The organism is Streptomyces sp. NPDC005962 (assembly GCF_040629205.1).
Lineage (GTDB): Bacteria > Actinomycetota > Actinomycetes > Streptomycetales > Streptomycetaceae > Streptomyces.
The window spans coordinates 1-17863 of record NZ_JBEXVE010000014.1; the positions used below are offsets into that span (position 1 = coordinate 1).

At 70.5% G+C, this 17863-nt stretch carries 10 protein-coding genes and 2 pseudogenes; 8 read left to right on the plus strand and 4 right to left on the minus strand.

Going from position 1 to position 17863, the window contains the following annotated elements; genetic code table 11:
- Window positions 1-314: 314 nt before the first annotated feature.
- Entirely contained in the window at window positions 315-1739 is a 1425-nt protein-coding gene (locus ABZ370_RS23360; protein ID WP_358624501.1) for a hypothetical protein, read from the plus strand.
- Window positions 1740-1754: 15 nt separating this feature from the next.
- Here ABZ370_RS23360 and ABZ370_RS23365 read toward each other — a convergent pair whose 3' ends face one another.
- A complete protein-coding gene (locus ABZ370_RS23365; protein WP_358624129.1) occupies window positions 1755-4253 on the minus strand; it encodes a DUF4118 domain-containing protein in 2499 nt (832 codons plus the stop codon).
- 393 nt (window positions 4254-4646) lie between these two features.
- Between ABZ370_RS23365 and ABZ370_RS23370 the strand changes: the two are divergent.
- Together ABZ370_RS23370 and ABZ370_RS23375 are read left to right on the plus strand one after the other, a co-directional pair.
- Window positions 4647-4814: pseudogene (locus ABZ370_RS23370) on the plus strand (diaminopimelate decarboxylase); the annotation flags it as partial.
- Window positions 4815-5296: 482 nt separating this feature from the next.
- Entirely contained in the window at window positions 5297-7177 is a 1881-nt protein-coding gene (locus ABZ370_RS23375) for an APC family permease (protein WP_358624132.1), read from the plus strand.
- A gap of 53 nt (window positions 7178-7230) precedes the next feature.
- On the opposite strand, the pseudogene ABZ370_RS23380 reads toward ABZ370_RS23375, so the two are convergent.
- Window positions 7231-7620, minus strand: a pseudogene (locus tag ABZ370_RS23380) (cation:proton antiporter); the annotation flags it as partial.
- A 315-nt stretch (window positions 7621-7935) separates the two neighbouring features.
- On the opposite strand from ABZ370_RS23380, the gene kdpF reads away from it, so the two are divergent.
- Genes kdpF through ABZ370_RS23405 form a run of 5 tightly spaced genes read left to right on the plus strand, consistent with a single transcriptional unit; the run spans window position 7936 to window position 14958 of the window.
- Window positions 7936-8025, plus strand: a complete 90-nt coding sequence (gene kdpF, locus ABZ370_RS23385; protein ID WP_358624135.1) for a K(+)-transporting ATPase subunit F — start codon at window positions 7936-7938, stop codon at window positions 8023-8025.
- A complete protein-coding gene (gene kdpA / locus ABZ370_RS23390) occupies window positions 8025-9689 on the plus strand; it encodes a potassium-transporting ATPase subunit KdpA (RefSeq protein WP_358624137.1) in 1665 nt (554 codons plus the stop codon). The genes kdpF and kdpA overlap by 1 nt, the downstream gene beginning before the upstream one ends.
- Entirely contained in the window at window positions 9689-11776 is a 2088-nt protein-coding gene (gene kdpB / locus ABZ370_RS23395) for a potassium-transporting ATPase subunit KdpB (protein ID WP_358624139.1), read from the plus strand. Before kdpA ends, kdpB begins: the two co-directional genes overlap by 1 nt.
- Before the next feature lie 27 nt (window positions 11777-11803).
- On the plus strand, window positions 11804-12433 hold the full coding sequence (gene kdpC / locus ABZ370_RS23400) for a potassium-transporting ATPase subunit KdpC (RefSeq protein WP_358624141.1): 630 nt from the start codon (window positions 11804-11806) through the stop codon (window positions 12431-12433).
- Window positions 12434-12453: 20 nt separating this feature from the next.
- A complete protein-coding gene (locus ABZ370_RS23405) occupies window positions 12454-14958 on the plus strand; it encodes an ATP-binding protein (protein ID WP_358624504.1) in 2505 nt (834 codons plus the stop codon).
- A gap of 247 nt (window positions 14959-15205) precedes the next feature.
- Here ABZ370_RS23405 and ABZ370_RS23410 read toward each other — a convergent pair whose 3' ends face one another.
- The gene (locus ABZ370_RS23410; RefSeq protein WP_358624144.1) at window positions 15206-15745 is read right to left on the minus strand and encodes a hypothetical protein; all 540 of its coding nucleotides are present in this window, start codon (window positions 15743-15745) and stop codon (window positions 15206-15208) included.
- Between the two features lie 93 nt (window positions 15746-15838).
- The gene (locus tag ABZ370_RS23415) at window positions 15839-17809 is read right to left on the minus strand and encodes an amino acid transporter (RefSeq protein ID WP_358624146.1); all 1971 of its coding nucleotides are present in this window, start codon (window positions 17807-17809) and stop codon (window positions 15839-15841) included.
- Window positions 17810-17863: the final 54 nt, after the last annotated feature.

Here is a 17863-nt window from a genome sequence, read left to right on the forward strand (position 1 = left end):
TTTCTTGTCATATCACGACCAGCTACACCCCCCGGCCGGCCGCGACCCGGTCGCGGCCCCGCCCCCCCGCGGGGGGGGGGGGGCCCGCCCCCCCCCCCCCCCGACCCGGCGTCGCCGCGTTCGCATGCTCCTGGACGTGAATGGCTGACGTCTCCTGCGGTCCGTGCACGTTATGAACGGAACTCCCCGCTCAATGGTGTTGAGCGAACAGGCGTCCATAACATCGCAACGCCTGGCGCGAGGGAGCGCCACTTAAGGTCAGGAGCGTTGCTTTGAACAGCTCGGATCGGAACGCACCGTCCCCTCTGCGAAGCCTGGCGCGTGTGCGGCGCAGCGTGGCATCGGCCGTCGGTATCGCGGGCATCGTCGCGGGGACCCTGAGCTATGCCGGCCCGGTCCAGGCGGCCCAGGCGCGCCCCGCACCGGTCCCGTGCCCGGCGAGCGTGGGCGACAGGGCCACGTGCTACAGCGGCCAGGACAGCAACGGGGCGTACTACGCGATCGCCGTTCCCAAGAAGTGGAACGGATCGCTGGTCGTCCACGCTCACGGCGGTCCCGACCTGGGCGACGGGTCCGATCCCGAGCGGAGCGTCAGCGACCTGGACCGCTGGTCGGTGATGGTGTCCGAGGGCTATGCCTGGGCGGGGTCGTCCTACCGGCGGGGTGGCTACGGAACGCGCATGGCGGCTGCCGACACGGAGAATCTGCGCCGTCTGTTCGTGGATGACTTCGGCAAGCCCGAACGGACCTACGTACACGGCCAGTCCTGGGGCGGAAACGTCGCTGCCAAGGTGGTGGAGACGTACGGGAAGGAGAGCAACGGTCCCTACGACGGCGCCCTCCTCACCAGCGGTGTCCTGGGCGGCGGCTCCCGGGGCTATGACTACCGCGTCGATCTGAGGGTGGTCTACCAGTACTACTGCCGGAACCTGCCACGCCCCAGTGAGCCTCAGTACCCGCTGTGGCAGGGGCTGCGTCCCGGGTCGACCCTGACGACGACCGGGCTGCGCGCCCGCCTGCAGGAGTGCACCGGCTTCGCCTCCGCCCCTCAGGAACGCACCGCGCCGCAGCAGCGCAACCTCGATGACATCCTCGCCGTCACCCGCATTCCGGAGCGGACACTGGAGTCCCACCTGCGCTTCTCGGTGTTCACCTTCCGCGACATCGTGCACAGCCGGCTCGGCGACCGTAATCCCTTCGGCAACCGGGGCGTGTGGTACTCCGGTTCACACGACGACACCGCACTGAACGCGGGCGTCGAGCGTTTCTCCGCCACCCCCGACGCCCGGCGTGACCTCTCCTACGACAGCGACCTCACCGGGAGCGTTTCCCTCCCGGTGCTGACGATGCACGCCATCGACGACCCCACGGCGTTCGTCGAGCACGAGGCGGCGTACCGGGCGACCGTCGATGGCGCGCATCGCGGGAAGAACCTCGTGCAGACGTTCACCAAGGAGCGTGAACACAGCGAGCTGAGCAATGCGGAGTACGCCGATTCCATCGCCGCGCTGGACTCCTGGGTGCGCACAGGAAGCAAGCCCACACCGCGGTCCGTCGCATCCTCCTGCGCCACGTTCGACCGCGTCTATGGCACCGGGTGTTTCTACGACTCCGGCTTCCACCCCAAGCCCTACGCCTCTCATGTCCGGCCCCGGCCGGGAGGGCTGACCTGGCCGGTCATGACGTCCGCTCAGGAGAGGGCCTGGAGCCGGATCGACGGCGTGGGCATCGCCCCCTGAACACGGCGGCCACCCTCAGCGCTCCGGGACGGTGGGTGGCCGGGCCTCGGTGACCGTGGCGGAGCGGTGTGCGGATGTCGGGAGGGTGAGGGTCACCGAGAAGGCGCCGCCGTCGGCGGTGCTGTGGTCCAGGGTGCCGCTCATCGCCTCCGCGAGGTCGCGGGAGAGCCGCAGTGGCAGGCTGTCGGCCCGGGCGCCGGGCGGTCCCAGGGCGGTGCCGTCCGAGATGCGGACGTGCAGGCGGTCCGACTGGGCTTCGGCGGTGAGGGTCGGCGGTTCGCCGACCGGGCTGTGGCGCAGCGCGTCGGCGCCGAGCGCGGTGAGGATGCGGGTGAGGAGGGCGGCGTCGGCGATGACGTACGGCAGTTCTTCCGGCAGGCGCAAGGTGATGGCGCGCCCGCCGGTGCCGAGGTCGTCGAGGGCCGCGGTCAGCGCGTCGTCGAGGGCGACCGGGCGCAGGTAGAGGTCCAGGGCTCCGGCGTGCAGGCGGCTGAAATCGTCGAGGTCGGCGAGGAGCTGGGTGGCGCGGCGCACCGCCATGCGGGCTGTCGCGAGGCGCCGGGACCCGTTGGGCGGCATGGGAGGCAGGTCTGTGAGCGCGTCTTCGACCGTACGCAGTGGCGCCCGCAGATCGTGGCTCGCGGTGAGGAGCAGGGAGGCGCGGGTGCGTTCGGCGGCGACGAGGGTGTCGGTTTCGGCGGCGTGCCGGGTGAGTTCGCCGTGGGTGTGTGCGATGCCGATCTGTGCGGCGCACGCGGCGAGGATGCGCTGGTCGTCGTCGCTGAGCCGGTGGCCGCGGGCGGCCAGGGTGAGACGGTCGCCGAGGGGGGCCTCCACGTCGCCCTCGTGGGGGTGCTCGGGTGGACGTTCGCCGGTGCTGGCGATGATGTACCAGCGTGGTTCGGGGGCGTGGTCCGGCTCGTGTTCCAGCAGGCTGACGGAGGTCAGGGAGAAGTTCTCGCGTACCTGTTCGAGGAGGGTCGGCAGGTCCTGGCCGCGCATCATGGCAGCCGCCAGCCGGCTCAGTATCCGGGCTTCGGAGGTGGCCCGCCGGGCCTGACCGGTACGGCGGGCCGCGGCGCCGGCCAGGGTGCCGACCAGCCATGCGACGGCGAGGAAGACGGCCAGCGCGACGACGTCGATGGTCTGCACGACGGCCAGTGAACGCAGGGGCTGCGTGAAGTAGTAGTCGGCGAGGAGCCCCGCCGCGGCGGCGGTGACCAGCGCGGGCAGGGTTCCGCCGACGAGGGCGGTCATCACGACGGCGAGCATGTAGATCACCAGGGCGCCGGGGAGGCCCACCTGGTCACGCAGGGCGATCAGGAGCAGCGTCAGCAGGGGCAGCAGCACCGCGGCTCCGGCCACCGCGGACCACAGCCGCGCCTGGCCTGTGCCACGGGCCGGCTGCGGCAGCCGGAGGGTGGGGCCCTTCGCCGCCTGTTCATGGGTGACGATGTGCACGTCGATGGGCCCGGACCGGTGGATGGTCCGCTGCCCCACGCCCGCCCGCAGGAAGAGGGAGAACCGGCCGCGCCTGCTGGCGCCCAGCACGATCTGGGTGACGTTCTCGTCCTCGGCGAACCGCAGCAGCGCCTTGGGGATGTCCTCCCCGATCGTCTGGTGGTAGCTGCCGCCCAGCGACTCCACGAGGGCTCGCTGTCCGGTCATGACGGCCGGGCTGGCCGGTGGGGCGAGCCCGTCGCCGGGGATGACGTGCAGGGCCAGCAGCTCGCTGCCCGGTGTGCGTGCGGTGATGCGGGCGGCGCGGCGGATCAGCGTCTCGCCCTCGGGGCCGCCGGTGAGGCCGACCATGATGCGTTCCCGGGTCTCCCAGGGGGCGGTGATGCCGTGCTCGGCGCGGTAGCGCTGAAGCCCCTCCTCGACGCGGTCGGCGAGCCACAGCAGGGCCAGCTCACGCAGCGCGGTCAGATTGCCGAGCCGGAAGTAGTGGGTGAGGGCGCCCTCGACGCGGTCCTGCGGATAGACGTCGCCGTGCACCAGGCGGCGGCGCAGTGTCTCGGGCAGCAGGTCGACCAGTTCGATCTGGTCGGCGCGGCGTGCGACCTCATCGGGCAGGGTCTCGTGCTGGGTGACGCCGGTGATCTGCCGCACGACGTCGTTCAGCGACTCCAGGTGCTGGATGTTGAGCGTGGTGACGACGTCGATCCCGGCGTCGAGGAGTTCGTTCACGTCTTGCCAGCGCTTGGTGTTGCGCGACCCCGGGATGTTGGTGTGGGCCAGCTCGTCGACGAGGGCGATCTGAGGATGGCGGACCAGAACGGCGTCGAGGTCCATCTCGGGGAAGGACGCTCCGCGGTGGACCAGGGTGTGCCGGGGGACGGTCTCCAGCCCTTCGGCCAGGGCCGCGGTCAGCCGTCGCCCGTGCGCCTCGACCAGGCCGATCACCACGTCGGCGCCCTGTGTGCGCAGCCGCTGCCCCTCCTGCAGCATGACGTAGGTCTTCCCGACCCCGGGCGCCGCCCCGAGGTGGATTCGCAGCCGTCCACGTGCCATCGACGGCCTCCTCTGCGCACACTGCCCCGAGCATGCCGATCTCGCCTTTCGCCCTTCCATGGTGCGCCCCGCGGCGCGGAACGGGCGGCCGGACGGCGGCAGTGCCAGGGGCGGCGTCAATACTTGCCGTCCTCACGTCAGCGTCGTGTCAGGGACGGGGCTTCCTGCACCTCCTGGAGGAACGACATGACCGGTCGTCTGTACGGAGACGACCCCGAGCCCGAAGAACCCTTCCCGGCCGGGCGAACGCTGTACGTTCCCGTACACCGCGTGGCGGCCGTACCGCCGTGGGCTTTTCCACCCTCCGTCGGCTGATCGCTGCCCTCGGCGCCCGGCGGACGGCGGAAGCCGCGGCCCTTCCCGCAGACCACCGGCTCGACGTGCGCTCGGCCGGAGAATCCCCGGCCCGCGCTGTACGGAGTGCGCTACGCACCCCGTCTCGTCGGCCGCCGCTCCACGGCGCAGCTCAGCTCCGCCACGGTGGCCGGACGTCACTGCGAGGCCGGGGACGTGCTGGCGGGCGAGGCGGAGCCGCCCGGCGACATCCGCCGCCGCGACGTGGGGCTGTAGCCGCCCAGTGCCCTGCCCCCGCGGAGGGGCGCGTGAGCGCCCGCCCCTCCGCGGGGAGTCCGTGGCGTGCGGCGGAGAGAGCGGGGAGGGCGGAACGCGGTGTCCCCACGGGGACCGACGCGCACTCAGGTTGCGGTGCCGGGCACCGCGAACGCGCCGGACCGCGGTGTCAGCGGCGACGGTGCTGGTCATCGCGCTGATACCCCGCACCGCTGAGCGGCCGTTCCGCGGCTCTCTCCGCCGCGAGATCTCACTGTGGCACCGCGTCGGCCCCCGGGCCATGGCCGTTGTCGCGCTCCTGACGCCGCGCCGCCGGGGATTGACGTGGTCCTGACGGGGACCTGGGAGCGGCGTCAGAGGGGCGTCAAAACCACGGCGTGCGGTGCCAGGAATCCGATAAGGAGGCTCGGCCCCGCCCGGTGCACGGCCTGAAGCTGAGGACTCCGATGTGTTCCACCTGGAGGCGCGACGACATGACGAAGGTATTCCGTGGCGAGGACCCGGCCGCGGCCACGACCGGGGCCGATGAGGAGCCGCCTGATACCGGCGTACGCCCCGACGGCCCCGGCGAGCGGCACAAGCTCACCGCCACCCAGGGCCTGGCGGCGCTGTCGCTGGACGCGATGGCGTCCGTGGCGTACGGCCCGGAGGCCATCGTCCTGGTGCTGGCCGCAGCGGGGGCGCGCGGGCTCGGGTTCACGCTGCCGGTCACGCTCGCCATCGCCGGGCTGCTGGCGGTGCTGGTCGCCTCCTACCGGCAGGTCATCGCCGCCTTCCCGAACGGCGGCGGGGCGTACGCGGTGGCCAAGGCGCATCTGGGCAGACGGCCCGCGCTGGTGGCGGCCGCGTCGCTGGTCCTGGACTACGTCCTGAACGTGGCCGTGTCCGTGACCGCCGGAGTCGCCGCGCTCACCTCGGCCTTCCCGGCCCTGTACGCGGACCGGGTAGGGATCTGCCTGGCCGTGCTCGCACTGGTGACGGCCGTCAACCTGCGCGGCATCGTGGAGTCGGCTCGTGTGTTCATCGTCCCCACCGTGATCTTCGTGGGCTCCATCCTCACCATCATCGCCGTGGGTCTGTTCCGCTCCGCGCCGCTCAGCACCGCCACCGCCGACGGACATGCCACCGCACTTGGCCACAGCGCGACCACGGTCGGGGCGCTGCTCCTGCTGAAGGCGTTCGCGTCCGGCTGCTCGGCGCTGACCGGGGTCGAGGCCGTCGCCAACGCCGTACCGTCCTTCCGCGCCCCCGCCGCACGCCGCGCCCAGCGCACCGAGGTCGCCCTCGGCGCGCTGCTGGGCGTCATGCTGATCGGGCTGTCGGTGCTGATCGGCCGCTTCCATCTCCAGCCGGTCGAGGGCGTGACCGTCCTGGCCCAGCTCGCCGACGCTTCCCTCGGCCACAACTGGGCCTTCTACGTCGTGCAGTTCGCGACCATGGTGCTGCTCGCCCTGGCCGCCAACACCTCGTTCGGTGGGCTGCCCGTCCTGATGAGCCTGCTCGCCCGAGACAACCACCTGCCGCATGTCTTCGCTCTGAAGGCCGACCGCCAGGTACACCGTCATGGCGTGCTCGCCCTGGCCGCAGCCTCCGCCGTCCTGCTGATCGCGTCCGGCGGGGACACCAACACCCTCGTACCGCTCTTCGCCATCGGGGTCTTCGTCGGTTTCACCCTGTGCCAGACCGGCATGGTCCGCCACTGGCGCGAGCAGCGCACCCCCGGCTGGCAGGGCAAGGCCGTACTGAACGGCTTCGGCGCCCTGCTCAGCGGCGTCGCAGCGATCGTCGTCACCGCCACCAAGTTCACCGAGGGCGCCTGGCTCATCGTCATCGCCCTGCCGCTGCTCGTCCTCGTCTTCGGACGTATCCATCGCGCGTACGACCGGATCGGCCAGGCCCTGGAACTCGGCCGCATCCCCGACGCACCGCATCCCGGCCACTCGCTGGTCGTCGTCCCGGTCGCCGGGCTGTCCCGGCTCACCCGCGAGGCGCTGGGCGCCGCCGCCTCCCTCGGCGACCAGATCCACGCCGTCACCGTCGTCCATCCCGATCCGGAGGACCGGCGGGCCGCCGAAACGCTGCGCCGCGACTGGGAACTGTGGAACCCCGGCACCGACCTGATCGACGTACCCTCCACCAGCCGCTCGCTGGGCCGCCCGCTCGCCGCGTACGTACGCGAGCTGACCGCCCGGCACCCCGAGTCCCGGATCACCGTCCTCATCCCCGAAACCGAGCCCGCCCACCTGTGGCAGCGGCTCCTCCAGAACCAGCGAGGCGCCGTTGTCGCGCACGCGGTGCGCCGCGACACCGACGCGGTGATCTGCCGCCTGCGCTTCCGGCTGCCGATGATCTGACGACGTCCGCCGCTCAGGGTCTCGCCAAGCCCGGCCTCCTCGTGCTGGGCGTGGGCGTCGGTGAGCTGGTGTCCGGTGCTGCTGAGGATGACGCCGGTGACCACCACCGCGGTGACTCCCGAGGTGTGTGACCAGGGGGATCACCGTCTCCAGCACCGGATCGCGCGTGCGGCGGCGGATCAGGACCACGATGCTGGCGACCGAGATCGCCAGGCGGAACAGCACCAGCGAGGTCGCGTCGTTGAACAGGCTCTCGGCCTGTACGAGTGTCCGCACGCGCGGCGGCAGCGCGAGCCGCCGTCCCAGCGCGGTGACCGCGACCGGATCAGTGCTGGCCAGCACGGCGCCCAGAACGAAGGCCATGGCCAGCGGCAGCGGGGCGACGGCCGCAACTCCCGCCAGGACAGCTCCTCGGCGGAGGCGTACAGCAGCGGGGGCCCGATCGTCTACGGGACGCATTCGTCCCGTGCCGACCAGACTTCCCGGCGCACCTCTTTCACTCTATCGGCCCGATTCGCGTCAAGGCGTCGTCAACGTCTTCGTCCGACACGTCAGGGCCGCGCTAACAAGGGTCGTCGGCGGCCGTGTACCGCGCTTCGCTACGAAGGCCGGTCATGTGCCGACACCGCCCGCTCCAACGGGAGCGGGGACGTTCGTACGACTCGACGGGGTCCCGTTATGTCAGACGTGGTCTTCATCGTGGTGACCATCGCCACGTTCGCCCTCATCGGCCTGGCGGCCAAGGGGGTGGAACGGCTGTGAGCGTGGACAACGTCGTCGGACTCATCGTCGCCGTGGCCCTTCTGGGCTATCTGGTTCTGGCGCTGATTTTCCCGGAGAAGTTCTAGTGAACGACACTCTCGCGGGCTGGCTCCAGGTCCTTGCCTTGGTCGGCGCGCTGGCGCTGTCCTACCGCCCCCTGGGCGACTACATCGCCCACGTCCTCACCACGCCCAAGCACCTGCGCGCCGAGCGGCTGATCTACCGGCTGGGCGGGGTGGACGGCAACGCCGACCAGCGGTGGCCGGCGTATCTGCGCAGCGTGCTCGCGTTCGCCGTGGTGTCGGTCCTCTTCCTGTACGGATTCCTGCGGCTGCAGAACCATCTGCTGCTGTCGATCGGCATGAAGCCAGTGTCGCCGGACCAGTCCTTCAACACGGCGGCGTCCTTCGTCACCAACACCAACTGGCAGTCGTACTCGGGCGAGGCGACGATGGGCCATCTGGTGCAGATGGCCGGTCTCGCCGTGCAGAACTTCGTCTCCGCGGCGGTGGGCATCGCGGTCGTCGCCGCGCTGATCCGTGGCTTCACGCGCAAGAAGACCGACCGGGTCGGCAACTTCTGGGTGGACCTCACCCGCATCGTGCTGCGGGTGCTGCTGCCGATCGCGTTCGTCTTCGCGATCGTGCTCGTGGCGGGCGGTGTGATCCAGAACTTCCACGGCATCGAGTCGATCTCGACCATCGCCGGGGACCACCAGAGCCTCACCGGAGGCCCGGTGGCGTCCCAGGAGGTCATCAAGGAGTTGGGCACCAACGGTGGTGGCTTCTACAACGCCAACTCCGCCCACCCCTTCGAGAACCCCAACGCCTTCACCAACTGGCTGGAGATCTACCTGCTGCTGGTGATCGCGTTCGCGCTGCCGCGCACCTTCGGCCGGATGGTCGGGGACAACCGCCAGGGCTACGCGATCGTCGCCGTCATGGCCCTGATCTGGGCAGCATCGGTCGCCGTCGTGACGGTCAACGAACTCCACAGCGTCAGCAGCCAGGCAGGCCACGCGGCGGGCGGGATGATGGAGGGCAAGGAGCAGCGGTTCGGCATCTGGGCCTCGGCCCTGTTCGCCGTGTCCACCACGCTCACCTCCACCGGCGCGGTGAACTCATTCCACGATTCGTTCTCGCCGTTCGGCGGCGGTATGACGATCTTCAACATGATGCTGGGCGAGATCGCGCCCGGCGGCACCGGCTCCGGCCTGTACGGCATTCTCATCCTGGCGATCATCGCGGTCTTCGTGGCCGGGCTCATGGTCGGGCGTACGCCCGAGTACCTGGGGAAGAAGCTCGGCGGCCGGGAGATGAAGTTCGCCTCCCTGTACATCCTCACCACGCCCGCCGTCGTGCTGGCCGGTGCGGGTCTTGCGATGGCGCTGCCCGGTGAGCGCGCCGGGATGCTGAACAGCGGTCCGCACGGCTTCTCCGAGGTGCTGTACGCCTTCACCTCGGCCGCCAACAACAACGGCTCCGCGTTCGCCGGGCTGAGCGTGAACACCGAGTGGTACAACACCGCGCTCGGGATCGCCATGATCCTGGGCCGTTTCCTGCCGATGGTGTTCGTGCTGGCGTTGGCCGGTTCGCTCGCCAAGCAGGCGCCGGTGCCGGTCACGGCCGGGACGCTGCCCACGCACCGGCCTCAGTTCGTCGGTCTTCTGACCGCCGTGGTCGTCATCGTCGTCGGTCTCACGTACTTCCCCGCGCTGTCGCTGGGGCCGCTCGCGGAAGGTCTTCAGTGATGTCCTCCACCACCCTCGACCCCCGGGGCGTGCCCGGGGACGACCCGAACACCTCGCATCGCGTCTCCGGCGGGCTGCTGGATCCCAAGCAGCTCTGGGTGTCCCTGCCCGACGCGGTCAAAAAGCTCGATCCCCGGACCATGGTCAAGAACCCGGTCATGTTCGTCGTGGAGGTCGGCGCGGTCCTCACCACCCTCTCGGCGATCAAGGACCCGAGCGTCTTCGCCTGGGTGATCACCGTGTGGCTGTGGCTGACCGCGGTCTTCGCCAACCTCTCCGAGGCCGTGGCCGAGGGCCGTGGCAAGGCGCAGGCCGACACGCTGCGCAAGGCCAAGACCGAGACGGTCGCGCGCCGTCTGACGCAGGGGGCCGAGGAGCAGGTGCCGGGCACCATGCTCCGCGTCGGCGATCTGGTGGTCTGCGAGGCGGGGGACATCATCCCGGGCGACGGTGATGTCGTCGAGGGTGTGGCGTCGGTCGACGAGTCGGCCATCACCGGGGAATCGGCGCCGGTCATCCGCGAGTCCGGTGGTGACCGGTCGGCGGTGACCGGCGGTACGAAGGTGCTCTCGGACCGGATCGTCGTAAAGATCACCTCCAAGCCGGGGGAGACCTTCATCGACCGGATGATCGCCCTGGTCGAGGGCGCCGCCCGGCAGAAGACACCGAACGAGATCGCGTTGAACATCCTCCTGGCGTCGCTGACCATCGTCTTCCTGCTGGCGGTCGTCACGCTTCAGCCGTTCGCGATCTACGCGGGCGCCGAGCAGACCATCGTCGTCCTGGTCGCCCTCGTGGTCGCGCTCATCCCGACGACCATCGGGGCGCTGCTGTCCGCGATCGGCATCGCGGGCATGGACCGGCTCGTGCAGCGCAATGTCCTGGCGATGTCGGGGCGGGCGGTCGAGGCCGCGGGAGACGTCAACACCCTGCTGCTGGACAAGACCGGCACCATCACCTTCGGCAACCGTCAGGCCGCCGAGTTCCTGCCGGTCGGCGGGGTGGACGTCGATGAGCTCGCGGACGCCGCCCAGTTGTCGTCGCTGGCCGACGAGACCCCCGAGGGCCGCTCCGTCGTCGTCCTGGCGAAGGAGGAGTATGGGCTGCGGGCCCGGGACGAGGGCGAGCTGGGACACGCCGAGTTCGTGCCGTTCACCGCCCAGACCCGGATGAGCGGGGTGAACATCGACGGCTGGGAGGTCCGCAAGGGCGCCGCGACGGCGGTCGCCACCTGGGTGACCGAACACGGCGGGCAGTCGGACACCGAGGTCCAGTCGGTCGTGGACCGGATTTCGGAGGCGGGCGGCACCCCGCTCGTGGTCGCCGAGCGCAAGAACGCATCGGCTCGGGTGCTGGGCGTGATCCACCTCAAGGACGTCGTCAAGCACGGGATGCGGGAGCGGTTCGACGAGCTGCGCCGGATGGGCATCAAGACCGTGATGATCACGGGTGACAACCCGCTGACCGCCCGGGCCATCGCCGATGAGGCGGGGGTGGACGACTTCCTGGCGGAGGCCACGCCCGAGGACAAGATGGCGCTCATCAAGCGCGAGCAGGCGGGCGGCAAGCTGGTGGCGATGACCGGCGACGGCACGAACGACGCCCCGGCGCTCGCCCAGGCCGATGTCGGCGTGGCCATGAACACCGGCACCTCGGCCGCCAAGGAGGCCGGGAACATGGTCGACCTGGACTCCAACCCGACCAAGCTCATCGAGATCGTGGAGATCGGCAAACAGCTGCTGATCACCCGTGGCGCGCTGACCACCTTCTCGATCGCCAACGATGTCGCGAAGTACTTCGCGATCATCCCGGCCATGTTCACCGCCGCCTATCCGGGCCTGGACAAGCTCAACATCATGCAGCTGCACAGCCCGACCTCGGCCATCGCCTCGGCGATCGTGTTCAACGCGCTGATCATCGTCGCGCTGATCCCGCTCGCCCTGCGCGGGGTGCGCTACCGGCCCTCCTCGGCCGCGGCCCTGCTGAGCCGCAACATCTGGATCTACGGTCTCGGCGGGCTCGTCCTGCCGTTCATCGGCATCAAACTGATCGACCTGGTCGTCCAGTTCATCCCCGGACTCCGCTGACCCACGACACCGAAGAAGGCCCTCATCATGCCCAGCCACCTTCCCCCCGTGGTCCGGAGCCATCTGTCGGCGCTGCGGATGCTGCTCGTGTTCACCGCGCTTACCGGGGTCATCTATCCGCTCGCCGTCACCGGCGTGGCGCAGGCGGCGTTCTCGGACCAGGCGAACGGCTCGAAGATCGAGCGGCACGGCAAAACCGTCGGCTCCAGCCTGCTCGGCCAGAACTTCAACCTGCCCAAGAAGCACCCCGACGACCCGAACGAGGCGCCCAGGCCCGACCCGAAGTGGTTCCAGCCGCGCCCGTCCGCCGGCGGCTACGACCCGCTGGCCTCCGGCGCGTCCAACCTCGGCCCGAACGACAAGAGCCTCGTCAAGACGGTCAAGGAGCGGCGCGGCGCGGTCGCGAAGTTCGACGGCGTCAAGCCCGAGGACGTACCCGTCGACGCCGTCACCGCCTCCGGTTCCGGGCTCGACCCGCACATCTCCAAGGCGTACGCGTACGAGCAGGTCAACCGCGTCGCCAAGGCCCGCGGCCTGACGGCGGCGACGGTTCGCCACCTGGTCGCCGACCACGTCCAGGGCCGTGTTGTCGGCTTCCTGGGTGCGGAACGCGTGAACGTCGTCGAACTCAACGCCGCACTGGCCGACCGCTCGTGACGTCGAACAGCCCCGCCGGAATGCCGGGCAGACGGCCCGGCACGCTGAAGGTGTTTCTCGGGGCCGCGCCCGGGGTCGGCAAGACCTACCGGATGCTGGACGAAGGGCGGCGCCGGGCCCGCCGGGGCATGGACGTGGTGGTGGGCTTCGTCGAATGCCACAAGCGCCGGTACACCGAGGAGATGCTCGACGGCTTGGAGACCGTTCCCCGGGCCGCACGCGAATACCGCGGCACCACCTTCACCGACATGGACGTCGACGCGATCCTGGCCCGCGCACCGCGGGTGGCGCTCATCGACGAACTCGCCCACACCAACGTCCCCGGCGGCCGCAACACCAAGCGGTGGCGGGACATCGAGGAACTGCTCAAGGCCGGGATCGACGTCGTCACCACCGTCAACATCCAGCACCTCGAATCGCTCAACGACGTCGTGGAGAAGATCACCGGCGTACCGCAGCGCGAGACCGTGCCGGACGAGATCGTGCGCCGCGCCGACCAGATCGAGCTGGTCGACATGGCCGGTGAAGCGCTGCGCCGCCGCATGGCGCACGGAAACATCTACGCACCCGAGAAGGTGGACGCCGCGCTGGCCAACTACTTCCGCCTCGGCAACCTCACCGCCCTGCGCGAGCTGGCGCTGCTGTGGGTCGCGGGGCGGGTGGACGAGGCCCTGCAGAAGTACCGCTTCGAGCACGGGATAGGGGGCGTGTGGGAAACCCGCGAGCGGGTGGTCGTCGCCGTCACCGGCGGTCCGGAGGGCGAGACGCTGATCCGCCGCGCCGCCCGGATCGTCGACCGCTCGGCCGGCGGCGACCTGCTGGCCGTCCACATCGCCCGCAGCGACGGCCTGATGGACGCCTCCCCGGCAGCACTCACCAAGCAGCGGGAACTCGTGGAGTCCCTGGGCGGCAGCTTCCACTCCGTCGTCGGCGACCACATCCCCACCGCACTGCTGGACTTCGCCCGCGCCGAGGACGCCACCCAACTGGTCATGGGCACCAGCCGCCGCGGCCACCTGCTGCGCTTCCTCACCGGGCGCGGTGTCGGGGAGACCACCGTCGAACTCTCCGGCGACATCGACGTCCACATGATCACCCACGAACGGGCCGGGCGCGGCCGACTCCTGCCCACCCGCAGAAGCAGCCTGTCACGCGTCCGCAAGGTGGCCGGGCCGATCGCCGGGCTCGTCCTCCCGCCGCTCCTGACCGCCGTCCTCGCCACCAACCGCGGCGCACTCAACCTCACCAGCGAGGCACTGCTCTTCCTGCTCACCGTCGTCGGCGTCGCCTGCATCGGCGGCGTGGTCTCCGCGCTGCTCGCCTCGATCACGGCGTCGCTGCTGCTCAACTACTACTTCATCCCGCCCATCGGCCAGTTCACCATCAGCACGCTGAACAACGCGCTGGCGCTCGCCGCCTTCGCGGGGGTCGCTGTGACCGTCGCGACCATCGTCGACCGCTCCCTGCGGCTGTCCCGCCGCGCGGCTACCGCCACCGCCGAAGCGGAAACCCTCTCCTCCCTGGCGGGCGACGTGCTGCGAGGCGACCAGACGGTGCAGGGCCTCCTGGACCATACGCGGGAGGCGTTCGGCATGGACTCCGCCGAACTCACCTCCCGTACCGGCCCGGAGGGGGAAGCGGCGGCCGGAGAAGGCGCCCGGTCCGTCGCCGTTCCTGTGGGCCCCGACGACCTCCTCGTTCTGACCGGCCGCCGCCTCGACGCCTCCGAACGCCGGGTGCTCACCGCCTTCGCCGGACACGTGGCCGCCGCCCTGGAACGCGCCCGGCTGGCCGAGGCCGCCGCCGAGGTCGAGCCGGTCAAGGCCGCCGACCGGATGCGCACCGCCCTCCTCGCCGCCGTCAGCCACGACCTGCGCACCCCGATCGCCAGCGGCTGGGCCGCCATCAGCTCGCTGCGCAGCCGCGACGTGGAGTTCTCCGAAGAGGACCGCGACGAACTCCTGACCACCGCCGAAGAGTCGATGGCCAAGCTCAACCGGCTGGTGGACAACCTCCTCGACATGAGCCGCCTCCAGGCCGGTGCCCTCACCCTGCGCCTCCAGCCCACGGCCCTGTCCGAAATCACCCCGCTGGCACTGGACACGCTGCCCGACAGCCCCGTCCACATCACCACCCAGGGCCTGGAGGACGTCCCCGACATCCTCGCCGACCCTCCCCTCCTGGAGCGCGTCATCGCGAACCTGGTCACCAACGCCGTACGGCACACCCCCGAAGGCGCACAAGTACTGATCAACGCCAGCGTCCTGGCCTCCCGCGTCGAACTGCGGATCGTCGACCGAGGCCCCGGCCTGCCCCCATCCGACCGGGAGCGGATTTTCGAACCGTTCCAGCGGCTCGGGGACACCGACAACACCACCGGCCTCGGTCTCGGGCTCGCCCTCTCCCGTGGCCTGACCGAGGCCATGGACGGCCTCCTCATCCCCGAGGACACCCCCGGCGGCGGCCTGACGATGGTCGTATCCCTGCCCGTCGCCCCGTCCCTGGAAGCGAGGGCCGTGGCATGAGGAGCGCCCTCGTGGCCGAGGACGACCCGCAGCTCCTGCGGGCGCTGGCCATGATCCTGCGGGCCCAGCACTACGCCGTCACCACGGCACCGGACGGCAACACCGCCCTGCTGCGCGTCTCCCGTCGGCGCGCCGCGCTGCGCCGCCCGCCGGTCCTCCAGCAGCCGGAGACGGCGGACATCGCCTCCTGGCGGATCGGCCTCGGCGCGTATCTCATCGAGCCCAGATCGGGGGAGGACGACGTGGATCACTCCAGCCCGGACGCCTTGAGTACGGCGTGGGCCGTTCCGCCGTCGATCTGCTCGCCCAGCTGCCGCAGTGTGTCCTCTCCATGCCGCCAGATGCCGCGCTCGAGGGAGCGCCGGGCGCCGGTCTCCAGCTCGTGCCACAGCAAGGGGTCGGCGAGCAGGACGCGGGGGTCGAGCGCCACCGAGCAGCCGTACGCGTCCCGCAGCACGAGCCGGGTGGCGATCTTGCCGTCCTGCCGTATCGAGACCAGGGCGTCGGTGCGTACGCGGCGCTCGCAGAGCCATCCGCACACCGTCAGCCATCCCTCCTCCGCGGTCACGCGCGGTGGCCGCAATGTGGCGAAGACGAGGATCGCCAGCAGGGCCCATAGATCGGCGCGCGCGATGGTGAGCCCTCCCGAACCCCAGTCGAGCAGGGTCGTCAGCCCGGCGAAGGCCAGCGCGAGGAAACCCGCACACCGTACGTCCGCACGCCATCGGCGCCGGCCGGCGGAGTGTCTCGTCGGACGTCCGATGGGCCGGCCGTTTCGCCGTTCCATGCTCTCGACGCTAGACGGATGGCGTCGGGGGTGACATCGGGCCTGACGTCCCTCATACGCTGCCCGTGCGCATTTTTAGCGGTTTGCCTACGCTCAGCCGACGTGGACGTGGGGGCGGCGCGCCCGGTCGGGTTCGGCCTCGCGGAGGACTTCGCGGGTGACGGGGGCGACCTCGCCCTGGCCGAACAGGAAGAACCGCAGGAACTGGGCGAAGGGGCTGCCCTCGGTCCACTCGAAGTAGATGTGCGGCCTGCATCCGGTCTCGTCGCGTACGTGCAGCAGCAGGGCGGCCAGCGAGTTGGGGATGCTGGAGCCGTCGAGGGTCAGGACGCGGTAGCGGCCGTGCAGCACTTCGCCCCGTACCCGCACCGCGGATTCGAAGTCGGAGGGGTCGCGGACGGTGACCTCGACGAAGATGAGGTCTTCTTCCGCCGGGATGTCGTTGTCGGCCCGCATCTGCTGGATCTTGTCGCGGTACTCGGCCGCGTCTCGGTTGTCGGGCTCGTTGGCGATGAACCGTATCCGGCGGGTGGCACTGTCGCGGACGAAGCGCGCGGCCATGTCGTCCAGCTCCATGTCGGTGACCCGCAGCTCGAAGGCGCGGGCGAGGCGGGAGAGCAGGGACACGGCGATGATGCCCGCGATGAAACACGCGCCGATCTTGACGCCGTCGGGGCGCTCCACGACGTTGACCGCCGTGGTGTAGACGAAGACCACGGAGATGGTCCCGAAGGCGATGGTCCAGCCGCGCTGCCCGGCGCGGCGGGCGGCGATGGTGACGGCGACGGCGGCGGAGGTCATCAGGACCAGCACCCCGGTGGCGTAGGCGCCGCCCTGGGCGTCCACATCGGCGTCGAAGATCCAGGTGACCAGGAAGCCGATCAGGGTGAAGACGAGCACCATGGGGCGGACCGCGCGGGCCCAGTGCGGTGCCATGCCGTACCGGGGCAGATAGCGCGGCATGAGGTTGAGCAGGCCGGCCATGGCGGAGGCGCCCGCGAACCACAGGATGCCGATGGTCGCGGCGTCGTAGACGGTGCCGAATGCCGAGCCCAGGTACTGATGGGAGAGATAGGCAAGGGCGCGTCCGTTGGCCGGGCCGCCCGCCTTGAACGCGTCCTGCGGTATGAGCAGGGTGGTGATGAAGCTGGTGCAGATCAGGAAGCCGCTCATGATCACCGCGGCGGTGGTGAGGAGCTTGCGGGTATCCCTGATACGGCCGGTGGGCCGCTCCTCGGTGTCGCCGGGGTCGCCCTGGACGTGGGGCATGACCGCCACACCGGTCTCGAACCCGGACAGGCCGAGGGCGAGCTTGGGGAAGACCACCAGCGCCAGACCGACCATGATCAGCGGATTGCTGTGCTGGGCGGTCAGCGCCTGCGACCAGTCGGTGACCACGTGGGAGGCGGTGGCCACATGCCACAGCCCGACGATCACCACGACCACGTTGAGCGCCAGATACACACCCACCAGGACCACCGCCACACCGATGGCCTCGGTGAACCCCTTGAGGAAGACCGCTCCCAGCAGCGCGACCAGGCCCATGGTGATGGCGACCTCATGGCCGTGCAGGACGCTGGTGAAGTGCGGGTTCTCCACCAGGTGGGTGGAGGCGTCGGCCGCCGAGAGGGTGATCGTGATCAGGAAGTCCGTCGCGGCGAAGCCCAGCAGCGTCAGTACGAAGAGCTTGCCCTGCCAGAACGACAGCAGCCGCTCCAGCATCGCGATCGACCCCTCGCCGTGCGGGCTCTCCTTCGCCACCCGCCGGTACACCGGCAGCGCCCCGGCCAGGGTGACGGCCACCAGGACGAGCGTGGCGATGGGGGAGAGCAGCCCGGCGGCGAGGGCGGCGATACCGGGCTGGTAGCCGAGCGTGGAGAAGTAGTCCACACCGGTCAGACACATCACCCGCCACCAGCGCTGTCCCCGGTGCTCCGGGGAGGGCTGGGCGTGCGGCCCCGGCTGGCGCTTGGCCATGTCGGACAGGCCCTCCAGCATCCAGGACCGCAGGCGGCCACCGGAACGGTTCTCCGGAGGGGTCTCCACATCGGCGGAGGTGGCCATCGTGCACTCCTGTCACATCACGGACAAACGTCGCTGAACGAGCGACCGGGCCAG